12 protein-coding genes are annotated in these 21,761 nt (G+C 43.6%); 1 reads left to right on the forward strand and 11 read right to left on the reverse strand.

Annotated features, from left to right (window positions below):
* Window positions 1–111: 111 nt before the first annotated feature.
* The 4 genes from LOZ80_RS21065 to LOZ80_RS21080 form a co-directional block, all read right to left on the reverse strand.
* Window positions 112–1,905 (reverse strand): S-layer homology domain-containing protein, encoded by a 1,794-nt coding sequence (locus LOZ80_RS21065; protein ID WP_238166550.1) that lies wholly within the window; start codon window positions 1,903–1,905, stop codon window positions 112–114.
* 74 nt (window positions 1,906–1,979) lie between these two features.
* Window positions 1,980–6,725, reverse strand: coding sequence for a golvesin C-terminal-like domain-containing protein (locus LOZ80_RS21070; RefSeq protein WP_238166551.1), 4,746 nt, complete (start codon window positions 6,723–6,725; stop codon window positions 1,980–1,982).
* Window positions 6,726–6,832: 107 nt separating this feature from the next.
* The gene (locus tag LOZ80_RS21075) at window positions 6,833–9,403 is read right to left on the reverse strand and encodes a golvesin C-terminal-like domain-containing protein (RefSeq protein WP_238166552.1); all 2,571 of its coding nucleotides are present in this window, start codon (window positions 9,401–9,403) and stop codon (window positions 6,833–6,835) included.
* 318 nt (window positions 9,404–9,721) lie between these two features.
* Complete coding sequence (locus tag LOZ80_RS21080; RefSeq protein WP_238166553.1) at window positions 9,722–10,513, reverse strand: helix-turn-helix domain-containing protein; 792 nt, start codon at window positions 10,511–10,513, stop codon at window positions 9,722–9,724.
* A 635-nt stretch (window positions 10,514–11,148) separates the two neighbouring features.
* On the opposite strand from LOZ80_RS21080, the gene LOZ80_RS21085 reads away from it, so the two are divergent.
* Window positions 11,149–11,451 (forward strand): hypothetical protein, encoded by a 303-nt coding sequence (locus tag LOZ80_RS21085; protein ID WP_238166554.1) that lies wholly within the window; start codon window positions 11,149–11,151, stop codon window positions 11,449–11,451.
* Window positions 11,452–11,631: 180 nt separating this feature from the next.
* Here LOZ80_RS21085 and LOZ80_RS21090 read toward each other — a convergent pair whose 3' ends face one another.
* The 7 genes from LOZ80_RS21090 to LOZ80_RS21120 all read right to left on the reverse strand — a co-directional run bounded on the left by LOZ80_RS21090 (window position 11,632) and on the right by LOZ80_RS21120 (window position 21,703).
* Entirely contained in the window at window positions 11,632–13,098 is a 1,467-nt protein-coding gene (locus LOZ80_RS21090) for a response regulator transcription factor (protein ID WP_238166555.1), read from the reverse strand.
* Between the two features lie 20 nt (window positions 13,099–13,118).
* Window positions 13,119–14,903, reverse strand: a complete 1,785-nt coding sequence (locus LOZ80_RS21095; RefSeq protein ID WP_238166556.1) for a sensor histidine kinase — start codon at window positions 14,901–14,903, stop codon at window positions 13,119–13,121.
* A 233-nt stretch (window positions 14,904–15,136) separates the two neighbouring features.
* Window positions 15,137–16,675, reverse strand: a complete 1,539-nt coding sequence (locus LOZ80_RS21100; protein WP_238166557.1) for an extracellular solute-binding protein — start codon at window positions 16,673–16,675, stop codon at window positions 15,137–15,139.
* Between the two features lie 86 nt (window positions 16,676–16,761).
* Window positions 16,762–17,622 (reverse strand): carbohydrate ABC transporter permease, encoded by an 861-nt coding sequence (locus LOZ80_RS21105; protein WP_238166558.1) that lies wholly within the window; start codon window positions 17,620–17,622, stop codon window positions 16,762–16,764.
* On the reverse strand, window positions 17,616–18,476 hold the full coding sequence (locus LOZ80_RS21110) for an ABC transporter permease (protein ID WP_238173065.1): 861 nt from the start codon (window positions 18,474–18,476) through the stop codon (window positions 17,616–17,618). The genes LOZ80_RS21105 and LOZ80_RS21110 overlap by 7 nt, the downstream gene beginning before the upstream one ends.
* 217 nt (window positions 18,477–18,693) lie before the next feature.
* Entirely contained in the window at window positions 18,694–20,979 is a 2,286-nt protein-coding gene (locus tag LOZ80_RS21115) for a glycoside hydrolase family 95 protein (protein ID WP_238166559.1), read from the reverse strand.
* Between the two features lie 280 nt (window positions 20,980–21,259).
* Complete coding sequence (locus LOZ80_RS21120; RefSeq protein ID WP_238166560.1) at window positions 21,260–21,703, reverse strand: Ig-like domain-containing domain; 444 nt, start codon at window positions 21,701–21,703, stop codon at window positions 21,260–21,262.
* Window positions 21,704–21,761: the final 58 nt, after the last annotated feature.

Genomic DNA, 21,761 nt, shown 5'->3' on the forward strand with positions numbered 1-21,761 from the left:
TCGCATTCAGTATAAGGAACAAATTTAACTACTAGCAGTAACAAAGTTACTGTCTTATGAAATAAAAATCCCCGATGCCGAGTAACATCGGGGTCTGTCTAACAAACTCTACTAATTCAACAACTTCATATGTTGCATGGCTTGTTTAATCAGAACCGCTGCTTCAGCGCGAGTCGCTGCTTCTTGAGGAGCAAATGTTGTTTCCGTCTTTCCATGAACCCACCCATCTTTAGCGGCTTCCGCCACTGCACTGCGGGCATAGTCGGAGAACTGATTTTGGTCTGAGAATGGCATCATATAATTGGATACTTCTGTTGACGTAGTACCCTTAACCAGTTTTACCGCATTCATTATCATAACGACCATTTGTTCTCTGGTAATGGGGCGATCAGGGTTGAATTTGTTTTCGCCAACTCCTTGAACTAAGCCATATTTGGCAGCTGTGGCCACTTCCGGCGCATACCACTCCGTGGCAGCCACATCCGTAAATAGTTGAGATGCAGTAGCCACCTCAAGCCCAAGAGCTCTTACAAGCATTGCTGCGAACTGTGCCCTTGTGACTTGTAGGTCCGGTAAGTATGTTCGGTCTGTTATTCCGTTGATAATCATTTTGGCAGCTAGACTTTCTAAATCTTCTTTCGCCCAGTGCCCGCTCATATCCTCAAAGGTCTTCTTGTTTTGAACAATGGCATACATGCTGTTCGTGTTTCGGATGACATTAACCTCGGTTTTGCCGTTCTTCACATTGAATACAGATGGTACAGATCTCATTTCTCCAGTAATCGGATCATACACAACCGCAGTAGCAGCAGTTGGATTTTGAATGACATCATTTACGGTTAACACACGTGTAACAAAACGGTTGCCAAAGTTATGAATTTCTTCTTCTTTGTCTTTGGACTTTAGAATCACTTCATAATTGATAACATTACTGACTAGCTGGAGACCTTTTTCCACTACGGATTGCCTTAAACGCTCTTCATCCTGAATTCCTGCCTTATCTATACGAACAATCAGCGTTGCACCTTCGTCATTCAATGCACTTGCGACATCCTCACGGTCCAGAATGGAGAGTGGGAGGTCATAAGAGCCTAAATGGCTTCGAATTTTCAAAACGATCCCCTTATTTGCTTTCATACTGTCGTACAGGATATGAAGTGGCAATTGTACGGCATTCCAAGCGTATTCCCCAGGAATTTCAATATAAAGAACATGACCCTCAATAGTTGTTTGGAGATGTAATAATTTTTGAGTTAGTTGTTTACTTTCAATAACAGCAGTCACAGAGGAACGACCATCCTGTGCAGTCTCAATTCGAAGCTCAACCTCTTTTGGCACATAATGATTAGAATCTTCTTGCGCCGGTGGTGTTGTAGGGACTCCTATTCCGCCTCCTGGATTCGTTGCAGGTCCAGGACTTCCATCTGAGCCAATCTTAACAGAGACTTGCTCGTTTACTTGCCAAACCATAGGTTGAGATTGTGAAGTAACTGTCGTCACTTGTTGTAAAGTTACGTTAGCTTGTCCGCTCTGCTTAGCCTTGAACGCAAAGGTACAGATACTTAGATCTCCATTTTCCCCCACCATATTTCCGACTTTCGTGTAAGCAAATATGATTTGATTACCAGCATTTTTAATGATTTTATAGCCGGCAAATGCGCCATTGGATTGACCTTGATTGAATTCCAGCCGATCTGCATCATACGTTAAAGTAACTTCGTAACCATACAAATCGGTTACCTGTTGACCCTTAATTGTAATGAACACTTTGTCACCGATAGCCACTTGAGAAGCATTGATTACAGGTGTAAATGAAGTTGTTACAGCCCCTAATGCAGTCCCTATTGGAAAACTAGTTAGTAAGAGCATACATAGAATGAAGAATAACCCTGATTTTCGCATCATGCGTACACTCCTTTTAAAAGTATAGAAAGTTGGAAGAGAAAGGGTTCAACTTCCTCTCCGGCTTCTTCTAAACATTATTGTAGAATCAATCGAGCGATTCCTACTAAATCGACAATGTTGATCTTGCCGTCATGGTTGAAGTCACAGCCACTAACCTGATTCCAATCTGCATTCGCCAAAGTCTTGCCGTAATTGGCTGCGATTTTACCCAAATCCCCGACATCTATGACATTATCCCCATTCACATCTCCTGGCATAGAAACAGTAACAGAAACCATTAAATTCGTTAACAGAGACTCCTTTTTTTGACCAAGAGCATTGGCAACGGTTACCTTGGCTAGTTCCAAGTTGGTTGTTAATGATTGCTTGAGCGGTTTCGCTATCCAATTGAACTTAAACACATCTCCGCTTGTTGTTAATGCCCCCGTTGCTCCTTGGCTCACTGCAATAATTCGAATTTGGCCTGGCACGTCGGTTTTCGTTTGAAGCGCTGTAAACCCGGACTTTAAAGGTTCCACGGATACAAAATCAAGGGCATTGGCATCAAATTTTACTGTGATATCCGCTGCATATACCGCAGAAAATACGTCGTCAGTCAGGTTGTTTAAGCCAAGATTGGTCATGAACGAAGCTCCTGGTAGAACTGCTGTCGGCCCCGTTAGTACAGCTTGCGGAATTATATCCGCTGTGCTTGAATTCACAAGTGTAACCTGCTGGTCAACTGCCAAACTGTTGCCCAAGCTGTCTTTAACGCCGGTTGTTACATGAACCACATATTCCGAATTATTTCCAAGCATTCCATTGAAGGTTATTTTGAATCTAAGCGGACTGATCTGAGAAATTGTGTAGCTTGGAACAACTCCCCCGCCTGCCTTGGACACAATGAGATTATCTGTCGTTAAGGTCGATGCATTCATCTGCTTATTGAATCTCAAAACAAAGTCCTTCTTATTTGGTTGATCCGGATTATTAACCATTACACTGTCCTGAGGGATAACAACCGGACGATACACGGGATAAGGAGATACGGGATCGCTGCTGGCCGTCTTCAAATAATTCCGAACCCAGTCGAATTCTGCAGCCGTTCCGTCAACTTTGTTAAGGTCTAGTCTCCCATCAAAAGAGGTTACGGCTGTGCTTAAAATATTCGGATAAGGAACATCATATTTCGAACTTGGAGTGAGATAAGAAGTAAAGTCAGGTACATCATAAGTGATCTTATTGTCATAAGCCATATAAAACCCGGGCGGCTCCATATAACCAGCAAAATTATGCAACTCTTTAAAATTGTTATCATTCGTTGACCATAGCGATTCTCTAACTTTAAGCAGACCATACTCCGGCGCCGCTTTTTCCGGTAAAAACCAGACGTTGTTTGAAACTTGATCCTGCCCAGTCCCTTCATTCCAGTTATAATCGGAGGAAGGCCCGTTTTTAGTCCAATAGGAGGTGTGATGGCCATAAGTATCCGGGTACTTGTAACGAGACTCATAGTAGCCAAACTTTTGTTGATAGAAAGAAGTTATAGATGCTGATGAATAAGGAGCACCTACCCGATTGTTAACTTCATTTTTAAGTTTCACTACCCCGTCTTTTTGTTCGATATTTTCAGGCCATCTGCCCGATACGCCAGCAAATCTATTCGCATTGTCGGAATACCATTTGCTCCAATTGAAGTTAGAATCGTTGAATTCATCAGAAAACATCATATGCCAGTCAAATCTTAAATCAGGTCCTGCGGATAAGAGTTGTCCGTCAAATTCATTCAGCATAACAATAGCATCGGTTCTTGTCAGTTGCTTGCCTGGTTGCACGGAAGTATCCGTGTTTTTCGGCATAACCCCTAGTTTCAAGAGTCGGTAAAATGCGTCTTGCAAGGCATACGTAGGAAGCAGGGCTTCATCGCTGACGTTTTGCGCCAAATAAGCAGACGGACTATCCCCAAAGAAATTATCTACGTTCAAATATCTACCTGTATAGTCGATGGCATTGGATAGCGTTACAGCTGCAAAAGTGCGGTCCACAGGCAAGTTTATGCCCAAAGCTCCGCTCGTTGTATCTACACCATACAGGAGACCGGCTCTCTTGGCTGCCCCGATATTGCCCATATAAGGCACTGTGCCTGTAATATCTGAATACGTCGCTGCTGCCGGTTCTTCGGGAAGTTGTAACAATCGGGTCAATAAAGCAATAAACTCGGAGCGGGTAATCAGTTGGTCTGGAAAGAACTTGTAGGCGGATATGATTCCGCTTAAGTAACCTTGAGCCCCCATGGCATTGACGATTTGCGCCGTTTTTTCATTATTCACATCGTCAACTTGCTGATCATCGAAAAATTTGGCAGTGGTAGCGACAACCTCCTTAATGATTGCGTTGCCGGGAGATACTTTTTCAAATTTGAAAGCAGACAGATACTTCATATCTTTAAATGCAATATACTCGTCAATTGCACCTGCCGCAAAATAGAAAGTCCCCACGTTATACCAACTATTCGAGATCAGATTCGCCTTAGGTACAAGCACAGTGTCCTTTACACCGTTGTGGTAAATATCTAAATTGAAATTTTTGGGCATAGCGGGTGCTGTTGGAGGAATATAATAGGTGACCTTATAGTCTCCTGGTTCCAAAATCACTGGATTCCATTTTAATTCGCCGGTAAACGCATCCCTTTTGGCATAATACTTTCCATATGGAGCATCTTTATAATTATCAATCATATTACGATTGTCATTCGGTGTTAATCCTGGTGTTACTTGAGCAGCTCTTACTTTATCTTTGATGGTAATATTATCAGAAACTACGGATGTCTCATTGGCGTTGGTTGTGACAATTGTATTTCTAATCGCTACGCCATCTAACTGGAGAGTCGTAAACTTCACACTGGAAGCAATCGTTTCACCGCCCGATGACAATTTGGTCATTCTGACAAGTTCGTTGCCTACGCCTGAGAATGTAAACTCTCCTAAGCGGAACCATCCGCTATCTATCTCCGTTTGATTAAACACCATCGTCTCAATCTTACCGTCATGCAAAACTTCCATTTTCATGCTGTTGTCTCCCGTTTGTGCTCGGGTTGGAATATAGGCAAATATCTCATATTTTCCAGCCGTCAGTTTCCCGGGATTATACACTGCAACAGCATTTTTTTCAGAAGTTATTCTAGGTACAGAGTAGGTATTATCCGATTTTAAAATGGAGTTCTGCCAAGTTCCCGTTTCTCTGTAACCTACCGGGTAGACGGTTGCCCTTTCCGCTGCGTTCAAATCTCTGTATGTTTTATCCCGCATGACCTCATAAGAAACGGCTAATGTCACGGTAGGTTTAGTCGGATCTGTTCCCCCCCTGGTAAAGCGGACATATTCATCGCTTGTTCCATTGAAGAAATAATCGCCAAGTTCATACCATCCATCTTTCTCTGTATTCATATCCAGTGCAAGTGTATCGGTTTTGCCATTATGATGAATCGAAACCACAGCTTGATTATCCACAGAAACTCCTGCATTCCTGTAGACTCTCAATTTCGTCATCCCTTTTGGCGTTTCAGAATTGTACTGATAGTATTCTCCCTGTACAGTTGTCTTCTTATTTCCAAATATTTGGTTGGGAAACGTATAATCTGTCCAGTTCGCATCCGTTTTGAAACTAATCTCGCCTTGTGGTGGACCATAAACAGCACCGAAAACGCTGCCATATACATAGTCGGCTACACTATATACATATCTGGTGAGCGTATTTTTTAAATCCTGCTGTCTGTCCAAGATAGAAGCTGGAGAAACTAAATTGACATTAGGGTTCGGTGCTGTATAGAGAGAGCCTGAAATTTGCGCGTTCATCGCGGATTGAAAAAAGGCCATGCTCGCATTGAGATCGGCAATTGCTGAATAAATGATATCCATTGTCGCGTTTGTGCTGTTCCATACCGAAATAGCGCTATCAATATTCTCTTGAAGCCTTAACTTTGAACCAGGCGCATATTGTCCGGCGGAAGCTCCTTCTATAGCCCCCGGTAACAAGGCGGATGCTTCTGTGACAAGGGTTTGCAACTCGCCCTTGAGGGTCTGCGAATTCGGCATGTCTTTCACGTTCATAGCAGATTTAAAAAGCTCGACGCCCGCGTTCAAATCGGCAATTGCTGAATATACAGTACCTTCTGATGTATTCGTACTGTTCAATACCGAACTAGCGTTATCTACTTTCTCTTGAAGCTTTGACTTTGAACCAGGCGCGTATTGTCCGATGGAATATCCTTCCACAGCACCCAGCAACAATGCAGATGCATCTGAGACCAGCGTCTGCAATTGCAACAAGGCAATTTGCAAATCCGGTACGAATTTCACAGCATCTGCTCTCAAGTATTTTCCTGTCGTGGTCGACGAAATCTTAACCGATCCGTTTAGACCCGATACAAAGGGAAACTTGCCCAGATAGACCCATCCGGAACTACCGACCGTATTATTCATATATTGCGTATCCGTCCCACCGCTATAGGCAATGTCTATTCTGGTGTTGGGATCACTGGTAGAGTTGACAACTTTATAAATATATACATCGTAATTGCCTGGAAACGCGATATCCGGTGTCCACTGTGCAAAAGGATTTGAGGCACTGGCGGCATATCTTGTCGATGTTTTGTTATACCCTGACAAAGTGCTTGAAACCCATTCACCTGATTCCGTGTAACCAGGCATTCCGTTGTCAATAATGATTTCCCCAGTGGATGATGCTGCGTACACAGCCCTCGTAGGTATGTTGCTCGATATCCATGAAAATACAAGTGCTGTTATCAGTAGCGCTTTAAACAGTTTCTGTGCTGCTTTCATCAAAATCCCCCCAAGTTAGTTGCGGCTACAAAGATATTACTCTTTTAAAGAGCATATAAAGTTGGAAAGAGAAAGAATTAACTTTCTCCTTCCGCATCGACAGGTTGCTACTCTAGAATCAAGCGAGCGATACCTACTAAGTCGATAACGTCGATCTTACCGTCCAGATTGACATCTCCATCTCTAACTTGATTCCAATTCGCGTTCGCTGAGGTCATTCCGTAATTTGCTGCTACCTTACCCAAGTCTCCAATATCTATGACACCATCTCCATTGGCATCTCCTGGCCTAGAGGTAGTAATTGATATTGTTAAATTGGCAGGTATGGACTCCGTTTTTTGACCAAGTGCATTCGCAACAATTACCTTCGACAGTGCTAAGTTGGTTGTCAATGGCTGATCAAGCGATTTCGCTTTCCAATTAATTTTAAATACATCCCCACTTGTTGTTAAAGCCCCTTCCGCTCCTTCGCTCACAGCAATAATTCGAATTTGGCCTGGTATGTTGGTCTGAGTCTGAAGCACTGTGAATCCTGGCTTTAACGATTCTACAGATGCAAACTCAATCGCATTGACATCAATTTTGACGATGATATCAGCAGCGTATACCGCAGAATATACGCTGTTAGTCACGTTGTTTAATCCGATATTAGTCGTGAATGAAGTTCCTTTTTGAACAGTTGACGGCCCCGTTAGCACTGCATGCGGAACATTTGGCGGCAGCGATGTCTGTTCCTGTTCAGATGCGCCAATATCAGGTTGCCCGTTGTATAATGGACTACCCCAGAAATCTTTGCCTCCATTGTTCGCGATAACCACACCAGCGTTAATAGCCGGTGAATCCGCTTGCAACTTATAACCGCTAAGTCTGTTAGGATCGTTAAAGTTAATATTCGAACCGCCGGTACCCGGATTGACCAGCTTGGGGTCTGATGTAATCGCGTTTACAACCGTAATTTCTGTCTCCGCGGTTGGGACAGGCGGAGCCATGCCATAGAAAATATTGGAGTCAAATGAGAAGTTATCTACTTTTCGAAGATCAAATACTCCGCTTCCTGAATTATAAAAAATATTGTTGGAGAAATTTGTATTCTTAGGAACGCCAAAATAGTTTCTGACTTCAATCATCTTGGCAGTCGAGGAACTGTCCAAATAAAAGGTATTATTATAAAATTGCGTATTCGTAATGTCTCCCAATAAATTAATGACTTTTTCTTCATCATTTTGACTGATATTGTATCTGACAATCGTAGAGTTGTTATAAGAACCAGTTGGATTAATAACTAGGATGAATCCTCCCCCGTTGTCATGACTATAATTGTACTGGAAGATACTCCGGTTGTTATTGAAATCGCTGTCAAAACCATTTGCATCCAAGTTATTCGGAAGACGCACTGTGTTATAGGATTCATTGTATTGAACAATGGAATCATCCGTATACCAGGTCCATATGGCAGCGTTTGCATTATTAGCCCTTGCGGACGTGTCTTTAGCGATATTGTATTCGACCAATGGCGCCTTGCTCGTTTTGGCTACAATTCCGTCTCCACCGATATCTTCGACAAAATTATTCCTAATTACTAAACCTGTACTATAGGTGCCATTTGGGTTTCTAAGAATAATTCCGGATCTGTCTACGGACTTGACGGTATTATTTTCAATCAGAATGTCGTTAAATATGGAAGTGTCAGCACTAGTAACAAAGTAAAAGATACCTACCCCTTTATGTGGATTAGAATTGTCACCTTTCACATTATGAACATAACAGTCTTTCACATAAATATGATTAGCGGTTCCATAATTATCAAGCTGTATATAGATCCCGAATCTCGTATCAGCCGTGGAGGCGTCATTCATAACTTCCAAATTGTTAATTTCCCAATACTGTTGATTATAAAGATGTACCACGCCTGCATTCGTGATTCCATTCCCATCGATAATCGGTTTATTGCCAGTTCCATATTTATTAATAATAATCGGACTTCCGGCGCTGCCTGATCCCAGTGGCTTAAGCTGACCTACCCAGTAGCTTCCTGATCTAAGCAGGATCGTTGTACCTGGTTGATAGGTGTAAAAGTTAACTTTATCAAGCGTTTTCCAAGCTGAACCTTCACTCGTTCCATTATTTGCATCATTTCCATTGATGGAATCAACATAATACGTGCCTACAGGCGCGTTATGCACGGGCGGTGCAGGCGGAAGAGTATTATTAACGAATTTAACTGCATCAGCACGGGAATAAGTCGTCGATCCACTTAGTTCACCATTCATGATGACATACCCCGTTGTCCCAGCTGCAAATGGGTACTTGCCTAAACTAACCCAACCCGACGTACCTGTAGTCCAATCTTGTTCCGTAGAAATTGTACCTCCATCGTAGACTACGTCAATATCAACATCTTTATCCCCGGCTGTGCTATTCATAATCTTAAATATAAATACCTCATACTCTCCGGCTTCTACGATATTTGGTGTCCATTGGGCCGTTCTAACACCGACATTGGAATATCTTGTATTGGTACCGTTATATCCTTTTACGCTGCTACTGCTCCATGTCCCAGTTTCCGAATAACCCGCATCCCCATTATCGATAACAATTTCTTTAGCATAACTAACCGCTGCAAATATAATAGATAAAATTAACCACATCATGCATTGGAGTACTATTTTTCTAATCATATGAAATCTGCTCCCTTCAAAATATAAGTCATATTTTTCACATCTGGATAACCTCATTTTCACCTCCGCTTATTCGTAACCGCTTCCAGCGTATTGATCATACCAAGAAACCGCTTTCAAATTGAGTAATAAATTTAAGCATTTACAGTAACATAATTACTCAACTATTAAGCTAATCTGTGTAGAAGCAGATTGAGGAAGCAAAAAGGCTGCTCAAGTTACCCGAAGTTGGGTCTTAAGACAGCCTTGATTGGAGAATCTATTGTTTGCTCCTGTATTTCCACCATGGCCGACAGCTCGCGGCCATTTTAAGACGAATTAGTGATGATACATCCGCTGTAATTTTTTCCACTCCGTCGGGGATTGTCCCTCGAGTTTTTTAAACCAACCTGAAAAAGCATGCAGCCCTGAGAAACCAATAAGTTCTGAAATGGACTGCATGTCTTTGTCTGACGAGCTTAGCAGCCATTTGGCTTCGGTCAGCTTAGACATCTGTTGATACCGTTTGGGCGTCATTCCATACACCTTGTAGAATTGTTTGCGAAATCCTTCTTCCGAAAGGCCCGCTATTCGTGCCAAGTCGGAAATCTGTATGCCTCTTTGCAAGTTTTGCCGGATGTAATCGGCTGCATGCGTGATGGAAAGAGCTTGCTGTTCCTGCTGCGAATGCTCATAAATAAATAGCGACAACACTTGAATCCACGTCAAATAATTCTCTTCCCGTTCTTTCAAAGGGGCGGAATAAATCCGCAGCCACTGACGAAAGAGCATCTCGTACTGTTCCCCGTCCAATCGTGATAATGAAATGATTCTCGGGACATTGCCCGTAATCAGCTTATCAAACCAAGTCCTCGTTCCCGTGGGCAGCCCATCCATCAGTAAAACACCGAAACGAATAGCTGTTACCGCATGGAAGGAATGAGGGAAGTCGGAGGGAATCAGCACCACTTGTCCGGTGTCAACGTCAAACTGGCAGTCCTGATATCGGAACATTCCGCGTCCTTCCAAAATAACGGTAATTTCCAAGCTATCGTGACGAAAGAAGGACGGATCTTCCCAATCCTTGTCATGTGTCCCGATAAAGCTCCTGATTTGCAGCGGTTGATGCATGGGCAACTCCCCTTAAGTTAGCAATTCAAGTAACATATAAGCTTAATTGAATAAATATGAATGTTATACATTTACTGTTGACTATAGAATGAATTTAGATGCAATTAATGTCAAGTCCAAGGGAGCATATATTTGGATACTTCTAAGAGGCCGTCCCAAAAGTAAGAACTAATGACTTTTAGGACATGGCTGCCACTCTACGGCCGCTTTCTTCAACAAAATTATGGGCAAGCGAAAGCCAGCGAAATACGAGGGTTTGTCCAGCAGCGCATGTCCATGTATCTTGCTCGGCGTCATAGGTCCAGTTGTGGATTTTGCTCATATCTTTTTGCCATGCCTTGCTTTTTTCATGGTGTTACGTGCTGTATTTGACAATAGCTTCGGTTTCATTTCGCTCTGAGGGATGAGATAGCGCGTATCTGTAGGCCACTGGTGTATACTGTATCCGAGAATGAATTGATTTTCTGTGCCAATCTGCACATTGTAGCCCGGCTTGAGCTGACCATTACGCTTGTGATCTTCCTTTATTTGCATGAAGGCGAGGGAGCAAATCTTTACGGAGCGCACGCACCGCATACTTCAGTGGCTTGTCCTTTGGTTTTTCTTGCAGCCCCGCCTCAATGTGCTCGTTCTTCTTGTTTCTCCGTTTCTTCGATGGTGGCAAACAACATCTGAACTTTTTCTTGAAGCTTGGTTTGTGCTTTACGACAGCTTTGCCCCAAACAAACGTATACAATTTCGCATTGGCTTCGATTTTGGTCCGCCTCCAGGGTAACCCGCGTCAAAAATGGCGTCGTCAAGCTGGTTTCCGGTCCCCAAAGGCATCGAACGAATTGTCCGATGCTTATCGACGTGAAAATGGCTACTTTGGCGAATTAATGAACTGGATTAACGTTATCGAGCAGATTTTAGGAGGAATTATGGTCGTTTACTTGTAATAGAGCTTCTGGGATTCATTAGATTTTCAGAAGGAGTGATTTTGAGCGAATAGAGGGTATTGAGTTCGTAAGGGGTCTTGGGCTTGTCCCTAAGATTCATTGACTTGAGGAGGGTGTCCCATGAGCTTATGGGGCACCCCCTTAATAAGAGATACTGTATGCTAACTGTCAATGAGATCATCATTCGTTCCAAGTATCGTCTATTGGTTTCTTCCGTTCTGCCTTTTTGCTTTCGCGGAATTCGGATGGCGTTACTCCTGTCCACTTCTTGAACTGTTTCAAGAAATAATTCAGATGAACAAAACCTACTTGCTCGCATATTTCCGCAACACGCAGTTCAGTCTCCGCCAAGCAATAGCAAGCCCGCTCGATTCGAATACGCTGCACATATTGGATGAATTGCTCGCCGGTCTTCTTCTTAAACAAACCGCTCAAATACTGTTCGCCCATGTTTACGTATTTGGCCATCCCCTTGAGCGTCAGTTCTTTATCATAATATCTGTTCACATATTCAATGATTTTATTGATCTCAGGATGATCCGTAATAGTCTCCTTCAACTTATGCTTTGAATAACAGTGAACTCGATCTATGAGTTGTTCCAACACTTGCCTATGACTTTCGACTGCTGCCCAGACCGCCTTTCCGGCAGGAGCTTGATTGGATAACCTGGCGAACGACTTGTCCAGCCGATCAGCCGCTTCCTTTACCATTACCACAGCCAGTTGTTGTTCTTTGAAGTAATCCCATAGTGATATTAGCGATTTCTCGCATTCCGCCCACTGTGCTGCTTCGAATTGCGTAAGAATGAAAGACTCTTTTTTCCACGTTATGTTCTCAATTTGCATTCCACCCTTCGCCCAAATTGCGGGATCCAGTTCGTACCAGGCTCGTCCAACCCCTTGCAGCAACGACACCCATCCCTCTTTTAGCGCATCGGATGTCTGCCAGGATGTAGAACTTAATTCCGCGGGAACCCGAGTTATAGGCATGCACCTTTCATCCGACCAAACAAAAACGGTCGCAATTCCCCAATTGACAAATCGATGTACGAGTAATTTGTCTTGGCAGTTCGTATCGAATAGGTCGATAATCTGATCATTCTCTAATGAGACATTATTTGCTGAACCCACAAATAGCCGCACGTTGGCGGGAAGTGAAGGTAATCCTTCTTCATCTTCCCTTTGCTCCATCTCCTCTATGCCATGTATGGATCTCCAAATTTGTTGATATAAGTTAAACATAGGCGCTCTCGTTCGTTGATCGCGCTTCTTGATTAAACTTTGCTTTATTTGTAACAGGATCGCTTTCAGCTCTTCCATATCCATAGAGGCTTTGAGAAGATATCCTACAGCTCCATACTGGAGTGCCAGTCTCGCGTATTCAAATTCATTCACACAAGTAAGCATGACGAAATCCGCCTCATGACCGTTTTGTTTGGCCAATCGAATCAACTCGATGCCATTCATGATAGGCATCATGATGTCAGATAACACCACATCCACCTGATGAGTTTGCATGAATTCCCAAGCCTCGCGTCCATCCTCTGCTTCTGCTACGACCCTGAAACCCAATTCCTCCCAATCGATGGCTTGGCGAATAGACCGGCGCACAAAAGGTTCATCTTCAAGAAGCAGCAGATTCCACATAGTATGCACTCCTTTTTTTATCAATCATCATTCTGTTCAAGCTGATAGGGATTCGACAACAATAAAGGTATTGTGATTCGAACATGCATCCCTTCCTCTTGTGGCATCAACTCGAGCTTGCCATCCTGTTTGTAGAGGAGCGATAAGCGTTCGCGCAGATTGCTTAAACCAATCCCTTTACGTACCCGGTGCACATCAGGTTGCTGATTCTGCATACCTACACCATTGTCTTGAACATCAAGCATGAGAAAGCGATCCTCGCAAGCCACCTTAACCTTTATAATGCCCCCCTGCTTACGGAATACAAGCCCATGCTGGATGGCATTCTCAACAAGCGGCTGCAGGCTTAGCTTGGGCACTAACGCAAAGTCGAGACCAGTCTGAACTTCATATTGCACCTCAAAACGGTGGTCGTACCGAAACGATTGAATATAGACGTAGGAATGCAACAATTTCAATTCTTCGTGCAGAAAAACCAGATCCTTATCTGTGTTCAGGCTGCTTTCCAGCAGTTTGGCAAGCGACTTGCACATTTCCGCAGTCGTGTCATCGCCGGAATTACTAGCATTCCATTTAATTGTATTGATCGTATTGAGCAAGAAATGCGGGTTCATCTGATTCAAAAGCATCTGAAACCGAATCGATTCTTTCTGCCTCTCTTCTAATTTAAGCTGACCAATCAAGCCTGTGACATCGTCGACCATGCCATTAAATGCGCGAACGAAAGACAAGATTTCTCCCCTATGCGGTTCCTCGGACAATTTGATATTCATTCTTTTCTTTGCTGCTTCCTTCATCTTAGCCTCCAGAAGCCGAAGTGGACGGGTTAAAGTCGATAGCGTCAAGAAGGATATGCCTATGAAGAAGGCAATGAACAACAAGTAAGTACTAAACACGCGCTCTTTGAGTGCTTTAATATCTCCAAAGAAAAAATCGAGTGGGAACTGACTGACCAAATAACTTGAAGTGGAAGGAATATAGATGGCATTGTAAACAAATGTGCCAAACTCATCTATGATATAAGCATTAGGCGACACTTTCGCCTGATTGAGAATTTTTGATTTAATAAGTGGATTCATAACGTACCCGGGGTTCGATTGAGAAATGATGGCCCCCTGCTGATCTAATACATAATAATTCTGCTTGATCTGTATGCTGTTTGCTGAATTTCGCAACCACCCATCAATATCGATGCTCGCTCGTGTACGCAGCCATTCTCCGCCAGCAGACTGCGAAAGCGAATACAAGGAGAGAACATTCTTACTCTCAGGCTCCTGTTGCAGTCCATTATGTGCTTGTTCGTACTCCCACTTTAACAGCTGACTTCCATTCGGAAGTTTAGCCGTTAACTCGCCAGCCAACTGAGCATGCAGCGGGCCTTCATTGTTCTCAGCATGCGGTAGAGATGTAAAAACCTCACTGTCCCTTTGGAGTAACGTATATTGAATAAATACGCTGTTTGGTAAAAATGTGCTTTTCATTGCATCCAGTTTTTCCTCCACCATATGGGTTGATTCTGCTCCCTGTGAATGATGAGCTTGTCCCATCAACTCCCGAATGCTGGTGTCCCGCTCCATCTGTAAGACCGAATTCAGAGCGGTTCGGCGTATCTCTTCCAGTTGGAATTTCATTTGGCTTAGCTGAGTGATGTTCTGTTCGCTGATTTTGGCCCCAATAATCGTTTCAATTTGATTGTAATTGTGAATTTGCAAAATCGAGAAAGGGAAGAAGATGACTAATAGGAAGCTTAGGAAAATGCGATTTTGCAATTTGGCTGGCCATAGTCTGCGAATTCGTTGAAACATGTGGTTCCCCCTCTCGGCCAACGCCCCATTCGAAGTGAGCCATTGGGGTTATCTTAGCATGTTCTCCTGTTGCCGTGAAGCTTTCATTGTTCGAGTGAAATACTTTCATTATCACCTATGAGGCGCCTGAAAAGTAAGGAATAGATTTATTCATCGTCAGTAACAAATTTATTTTCTTTCTCCTTCAGAGTAAAAGTCCCCCATCGCAACTTACACAATGGGGGACTTATATTTTACTTCGTGAGTCCGAGATCCTTCGCTTGCTTGGTCACAGCGTCGGTATAAACCTTATAGTTGAATGAACCTTCTAATGTCGTAAGGAATTTATCGTAATCCGCGATTGGCGTTTTGCCGTAAATGAATTCCGTTAATTTCTCTTGAATGAACCGCTCCGCGTCGGCTTTGTTATAACCATTCGGCATATCGACAAATTTATCAATTACTTGCAACCGCGGCAAGCTCTTTTCAAACTCGATATACTTCGCTTGCGCCGGGAATTTGGTTTGCAGGTAAGCAAGCTCCGGTCTGCCTGTGAATTGATATACAAACGAATATCCGCTTTCTTTCTGGCCTTGTTCCGTAATGGTAATCTTATCGCCATCTACCTTGTAGTGAACATCTTTGAGTCCGTAATCTACCAAGCGGTTGCCTTCTGTTGTCGAAACGTAATTAAGCAGCTCAATAATTTTATTGATCTTTTCCGGTTGTTTCTCTAGTGCTTTGGGAAATGCAAGCATCTTGCCTGTAGACGCTATATCGACTTTGCTGGCATACTGCAAGCCGTTTGGTCCCTTTGGAGCAGTGAGCTGGATCCAATCTGCATTCGGATTTGCTTGCTTCCAGATCTTAACCGTCGTATCTTTAATAATCCCGCTCCAGCCATCGAAAATAATGCCTATCTTCCCTTGGAATGCCTTATCCTTCGAAGTATTAGGTTTGTTGCTCATAAATTCAGGATCGACGACGCCGGCGTCAATAAATTTTTTGACGGTCGTTAAAGCATCTTTCATAGCTGGATCATAAAGTGAATTGACAATTTTATCTTTATTCAAAACTGTTAGCGTTGCAGCACTTGGAGTAACGCCATACGCTCCAAAAACTGGAGCAAATGTATCGATGCCAACCCCCGTAATTCCGAGCGTATCCTTCTTGCCGTTTCCGTCAGGATCATTCTCAGTAAACGCCTTCGCCACATTAAACAATTCATCGACCGTAGTCGGCACAGCCAAGTTTAATTTATCTAGCCAGTCCTTGCGAATCCAATACGTATTGGTTGCGAATCCAGGTGCCTTAGGCAAAGCATATTGCTTGCCGCTAACAACCCCCTTCTTCACATCATCTGCACCTACGAATTTCTTATAATCGGTCAACTTATCGAGATAAGGCCCCATATCAAGCAGCACGCCGTTTTGGGCGTATTGCTGAACCTGTTCCTTCATAAGCAGCATGACATCTGGGAAATTTCCACCCGCCATTCGCGTGTTCAGTTTGGCCAAATAATCACTCGTATCCAATGTCATCGTCAAATCGATATTCAATTTCTTATTCAATTCATTCTTGATGAAATCGTCCTTGGGGAAACCAGGACCATCTGCTGAGCTGACCGTCTCATCTTGCATGATTTCAATCTTGATCGGAGCTGCTGCCGGTTTGCTCGAAGCTCCTCCAGTCGGTGTTGTTTCTGGCGAAGAACTGTTGTTCGAACATGCCGCTAGCAAACTAGTCGATAGGATGATGGCTAATGTTGCATTTTTTCTCATACTTTTTCTCATTTTTACCCCTTCTTTCATGATCATTATATATGTGAACGCAACAGTTCGTCCTCTCATGGCACGAAATTAGTGCGGTACACAACGTATCATCCCTTTACAGCCCCTATTAATACACCTTTTGTAAAATGTTTCTGTATAAACGGGTATACTATTAAAACGGGCAAACTTGCGATGATGACAGCCGCCATTTGCAAAGTCGGTGTCGGCACGACGATATCCGTGTTGTTTTCAACGGAATTGCTCAAAAGCAGAAGCTTGCGTACAACAATTTGCAGCGGATTTAAATTTGCGTCTGTAATATAGAGAACGGCCGTGAAAAAACTGTTCCAATTGGATACGGCATAGAACAAGCCAATGGTCAACAACGAAGGTACCGACAACGGAACGACGATCCGGAACAAAATCGTTAAATCGCTTGCGCCATCAATTCGTGCGGACTCGAACAATTCCTCAGGAAGTCCTTCAAAAAATGTTTTCATAATCAAAAGGTTGTAGGTTGCGACAGCGCTCGGAATGATCAACGCCCATAGGGTATTTAACATCCCTAAGGATTTGACCAGCAAATATGTCGGCACTAAGCCACCGCTGAACAGCATCGTAAATACAATCAAAAACAGTATCGTTGTGCGGCCAGGAAGCGTTTTCCTGCTAAGCGGGTATGCGCCAAGCATCGTAAGCAGCAAGTTGATCGCTGTCCCTACCGTCGCAGTAAAGACAGATACCATCATCGCTTGCGGCAACTCTTTGGTTTGAAAGAGATATTTATAGGCTTCAAAGGTAATTGATTTAGGGATGACCAGGAATCCCCCGTTTTTAATGACTTCACCGTAAGGTGTCAGTGACATAGACACTACGAATAGCAGCGGAAAGAGACTTATAATACCTACGAAACAAAGAATCAAGTTAATAGCTGCACCTGTTACGCGTTCTCCGCGACCGATTACCATATGCCGCCTCCCCATCTCTTTGCAATCTTATTGGTACCAAGTACAAGCACCATGCCAATGACTGATTTGAACAAACCTACTGCTGAAGCCAAACTGAAGTTTAACTGCTCTAGCCCTGTTCGATAGACCCACGTATCAATGATATCTCCAACAGAATAAACCCGAACATTATAGAAAATATATATTTGTTCAAACCCTGCGTCCAAAATATGTCCCAGTCTTAAGATCAAGAGCAGCACAATAACGTTAGCAATTCCGGGAAGTGTAATGTTCCAGATTCTTCTAAGACGCCCCGCTCCATCCATCATAGCCGCTTCATAAAGCGAAGGGTCAATTCCCGCTATAGCGGCTATATAAATAATGGCTCCCCAACCAAGATCCTTCCAAACATCCGTTCCAACCAGTACGGAGCGAAACCATTCCGGCGAACCAAGAAAAGAGATTGTGCTTAGACCAATTTCTTCGATCCAGCGGTTAACCAGACCATTGGTCTCAGAAAAAAACGCCAATGCAATTCCATAAACGATGACCCACGATAAAAAATGAGGCATGTAGCTTAGGGTTTGTACCCATCTTTTCAAGAACATGCTCCGACACTCGTTCAGCAGGATTGCTAGTATGATGGACGGCGCCATGGTGAAGACTAGCTTATAACAACTTATCAATAACGTATTAGAGATCAATTGCGTGAAATAAGGCGAGTCAAAAAACATCTTAAAATGCTTGTACCACGGATTAGCCCAATCGGATCCGGCAATCCCTGACATAATACTGTAATCCTTAAATGAGATGATAACGCCATACATAGGAACATACTTGAAAACGATATACCATGCCACCAGTGGCAAAAGCATGATGTAAAGCACTCTATTCTTCCATAATGCTGCCAATTTGCAGGACCTCCTTTATTTCTTGGCTGTAACATAATTATCTCCTAAAAGGCTCCTATAAATAAGGAATAGATTTACTCATCGGCAGTAACAAATTTACTTATTTCTTGCTGTACAAGAGTGATAGAACTATTAGATATGAAAAGAACCTCCGCCTTCCTCAAGGCAGAGGTTCTCCATATTAAAACATAAGGTGATACTGTTCTCCAGGTTGTGTGTCAAATTCCAAAGTGTCATTGTCAATACTCGTTGGAATTGACTTTTTCAGGCTATGAACTTCAATTCCCACTTCAAAATTATATCTTACCCGGCATCGCCGGCCCAGTTTGGAATGGATGATCGCTTTAACTAAAGCACTGTCACTCCAATGGAGTTCCAGCTCAAATCCATTCCTTGCGCAAATGCCGCTAATGCTTCCGTTCGCCCACTGAGCAGGAAGCGCCGGCAGCAGCCGGATTTCATCTTCATCACTTTGCATAATCATTTCTACAATGCCTGCTGCCGCCCCGAAATTCCCGTCGATTTGAAAGGGAGGATGATTGTCAAAAAGATTTTTATGCGTAGAGTAAGTAAATAGCGTCTTGATATACTGATTGGCCAGTTCGCCTTCTCCCAAATGCGCCCATAAGTTAATGATCCAGGCGCAGCTCCAACCTGTATGTCCACCTCCATTCTGAAGTCTTCTGTCCAGTGTTGTTCTGGCAGCTGCTAACAGATCCGGTGTCTTACGGCTTATACTGTGCCCTGGAAACAGACCAAACAAGTGCGAGATATGACGGTGCCCCAGTTCCGTCTCCTCATGATCCTCAAGCCATTCTTGAAGTTGTCCATATTTTCCGACTTGCATCGGAGGCAATTGTGAACGTTTCCGAATAAGCAGCTCCCTGAAAGCATCGTCAACTCCAAGCTCCTCGCATGCCCGGATGCAGTTTTCGAACAGATCGTCAATGATTTGAACGGCCATTGTTGGACTCATATCGATTGCAGTTTGCGTACCATCCGCCGCTAAGAACCTATTCTCAGGCGATGTGGCCGGACCGGTGACAAGCCAACCGTAATGCGGATGCTCGATCATGAAATCAAGATAGAACATGGCAGCTTCCTTCATGAACGGATAAGCCCTTTGCTTCAACAACTCCTTATCCCCTGTAAACAAATAATGATCCCAATAATGTCGGCTAAGCCATGCCGCACCTTCCTGCCAGAGCAGTGAGGAAGTTGCCCGTAGCGACGTATTAAGCCAAGGGTTTGTCCGTGTGCTAAGCACCATTCCATTGCAGCCATAGCGCTCTTGGGCTGCTTTGCGTCCCGGCTCGATGAGTGAATCCAATAGATCAAATAAAGGTTCGTGCAGCTCGGATAAGTTGCATGTTTCGGCATGCCAATAATTCATTTGCGTGTTAATGTTAATCGTATAATCCGAGAACCAGGGAGGCGTAAAACTGTCATTCCAAATGCCTTGCAAATTAGCCGGCATCGTCCTTTGCCGTGAACTGGAGATTAACAAATAACGGCCATACTGAACATATAATGCCGTTAGATAGGAATCTTCTTGACCGGATTTCACTTGTAAAAGGCGTTCATCCGTAGGAAGCTCTTGATACCTATCCTCGCCCAAATCGATATCCATGCGTTGAAACAAGATTTGGTAGTCGTTAATGTGATCCGCTCTCAATTGTTCCCACGATTTCATACCTGCCATGTGAAGCAGCGATTGGTTCGCACCTTGCGGATCCTTATGACGATAGTTTGTATTTGCAGTTACATAAACTGTAATTGCCTTGCATGCACTGAATATGACGGACTCACTTGTTGAGAAGCATTTCCCCCCATCGGCATACACTTCAATACTTGCATCAAACTTTACACCTTCGTACTCACACTGGCCACGGAGAGCAAGACCGCTTGCGCCGTTCTGATATACGCTTGCGCCGGATTCACGCGCCATTCGGATACAGCCGCTCAGAGTCGGCGTATCGCTGGCTTCCAAGCGAATCACCATAACCAGATCAGGGTTGCTGCAAATAACTTCCCGCGTATAGCAAGTTTCCCCAACATAAAAGCTCGTTTTACAAACGGCTTGTTCGATATCCAATTCTCTGTGATAGTTCGTTATATCCCCAGGCGGCAAGTCAAATTTGATATATAGATCCCCCAACGGCTGATAATTGCCGTAGTGCGGGTTAAGCGGTGTTTTCATGGATTGTTCCGCAATCTCGTGAGCCGTGCGGTAGTCTCCTTCGAACAGCAAGTTTCTAACTTGGTTGATCGTTTGTTGAACGCCGGGACTCGCGTCGTAATGCGGCTTTCCCGACCACACCGTTTCTTCGTTCAAACCAATTCGTTCCTCGTGAATACCTCCGTAAATCATGCCGCCGATTTTGCCGTTTCCTACCGGAAGCGCTTCGGTCCATTGCTCAGCCGGACGATCATACCAGAGGCGCCAGTGTGCCTTTGAGTTACTCATTTATTTTATTCCCCCTAAGCTGATGTCTTACTATGTCTCTTGACCTCCAACCAATTTTCGATGCAGATCTATATGAGGATTGACACTACCTGGTACTTTGAACATCATCCTTGGGCGTATCATGCCGCAGCATTTTGGCTGTATCTTCATTATTACTTGAAAGTCTTCATTGAATAAGGAACAAATTTATTCATCTTCAGTAACAAATTTACTTCTTTCTAGCTGTGCAAGTGAGCTATAAAAAGGAACCCGCAAATCGCGGGCCCCTGCTCACACAAGACTAATTATCAGTGTTGAAAGTTACCTGGTGGGAAGTTGCCAAACTATTATCTAAGCTATCCTTGACACCAGTTGTTACATTTACCACATAATTAGAATTACTGACAAGTGTTCCATTGAAAGAAATCTTAAATTTTAACGGGGTGATTGGGGTGATCGTGTAGCTCGGAACAGTCCCCCCGCCTACCTTAGTCACCAAAATATTACTTGCAGTGAAGGTTGATGCTTCCATCTGCCAGTCAAATCTCAGATCAGGTCCTGCCGATAAGAGCTGTCCGTCAAACTCATTCAGCATCATAATAGCCTTGGCCCTTGTGAGCTGCGTATTTGGTTGTACGGAATTGTCCGTATTTTTCGGCATGACACCTAATTTCAACAGTCTGGAAAACGCATTCTGCAAGGCATACGTATTCAGCAGCGCAGCATCGCTGATATTTTGTGCCATTCCCCCCCTTTCATATATAAGACATTCATTTTAATATGGGAACCCGCCGTTAACGCGG

Source organism: Paenibacillus sp. HWE-109, assembly GCF_022163125.1.
Classification (GTDB): domain Bacteria; phylum Bacillota; class Bacilli; order Paenibacillales; family NBRC-103111; genus Paenibacillus_E.

Excerpts from the sequence above, each read along its gene's own strand:
- LOZ80_RS21100 (WP_238166557.1), bottom strand. The coding sequence starts at position 16,675 with ATGAGAAAAAGTATGAGAAAAAATGCAACATTAGCCATCATCCTATCG.
- LOZ80_RS21065 (WP_238166550.1), bottom strand. The coding sequence starts at position 1,905 with ATGATGCGAAAATCAGGGTTATTCTTCATTCTATGTATGCTCTTACTA.
- LOZ80_RS21080 (WP_238166553.1), bottom strand. The coding sequence starts at position 10,513 with ATGCATCAACCGCTGCAAATCAGGAGCTTTATCGGGACACATGACAAG.
- LOZ80_RS21075 (WP_238166552.1), bottom strand. The coding sequence starts at position 9,403 with ATGATTAGAAAAATAGTACTCCAATGCATGATGTGGTTAATTTTATCT.
- LOZ80_RS21095 (WP_238166556.1), bottom strand. The coding sequence starts at position 14,903 with ATGTTTCAACGAATTCGCAGACTATGGCCAGCCAAATTGCAAAATCGC.
- LOZ80_RS21120 (WP_238166560.1), bottom strand. The coding sequence starts at position 21,703 with ATGGCACAAAATATCAGCGATGCTGCGCTGCTGAATACGTATGCCTTG.
- LOZ80_RS21105 (WP_238166558.1), bottom strand. The coding sequence starts at position 17,622 with ATGGTAATCGGTCGCGGAGAACGCGTAACAGGTGCAGCTATTAACTTG.
- LOZ80_RS21070 (WP_238166551.1), bottom strand. The coding sequence starts at position 6,725 with ATGAAAGCAGCACAGAAACTGTTTAAAGCGCTACTGATAACAGCACTT.
- LOZ80_RS21090 (WP_238166555.1), bottom strand. The coding sequence starts at position 13,098 with ATGTGGAATCTGCTGCTTCTTGAAGATGAACCTTTTGTGCGCCGGTCT.
- LOZ80_RS21115 (WP_238166559.1), bottom strand. The coding sequence starts at position 20,979 with ATGAGTAACTCAAAGGCACACTGGCGCCTCTGGTATGATCGTCCGGCT.
- LOZ80_RS21110 (WP_238173065.1), bottom strand. The coding sequence starts at position 18,476 with ATGCTTTTGCCACTGGTGGCATGGTATATCGTTTTCAAGTATGTTCCT.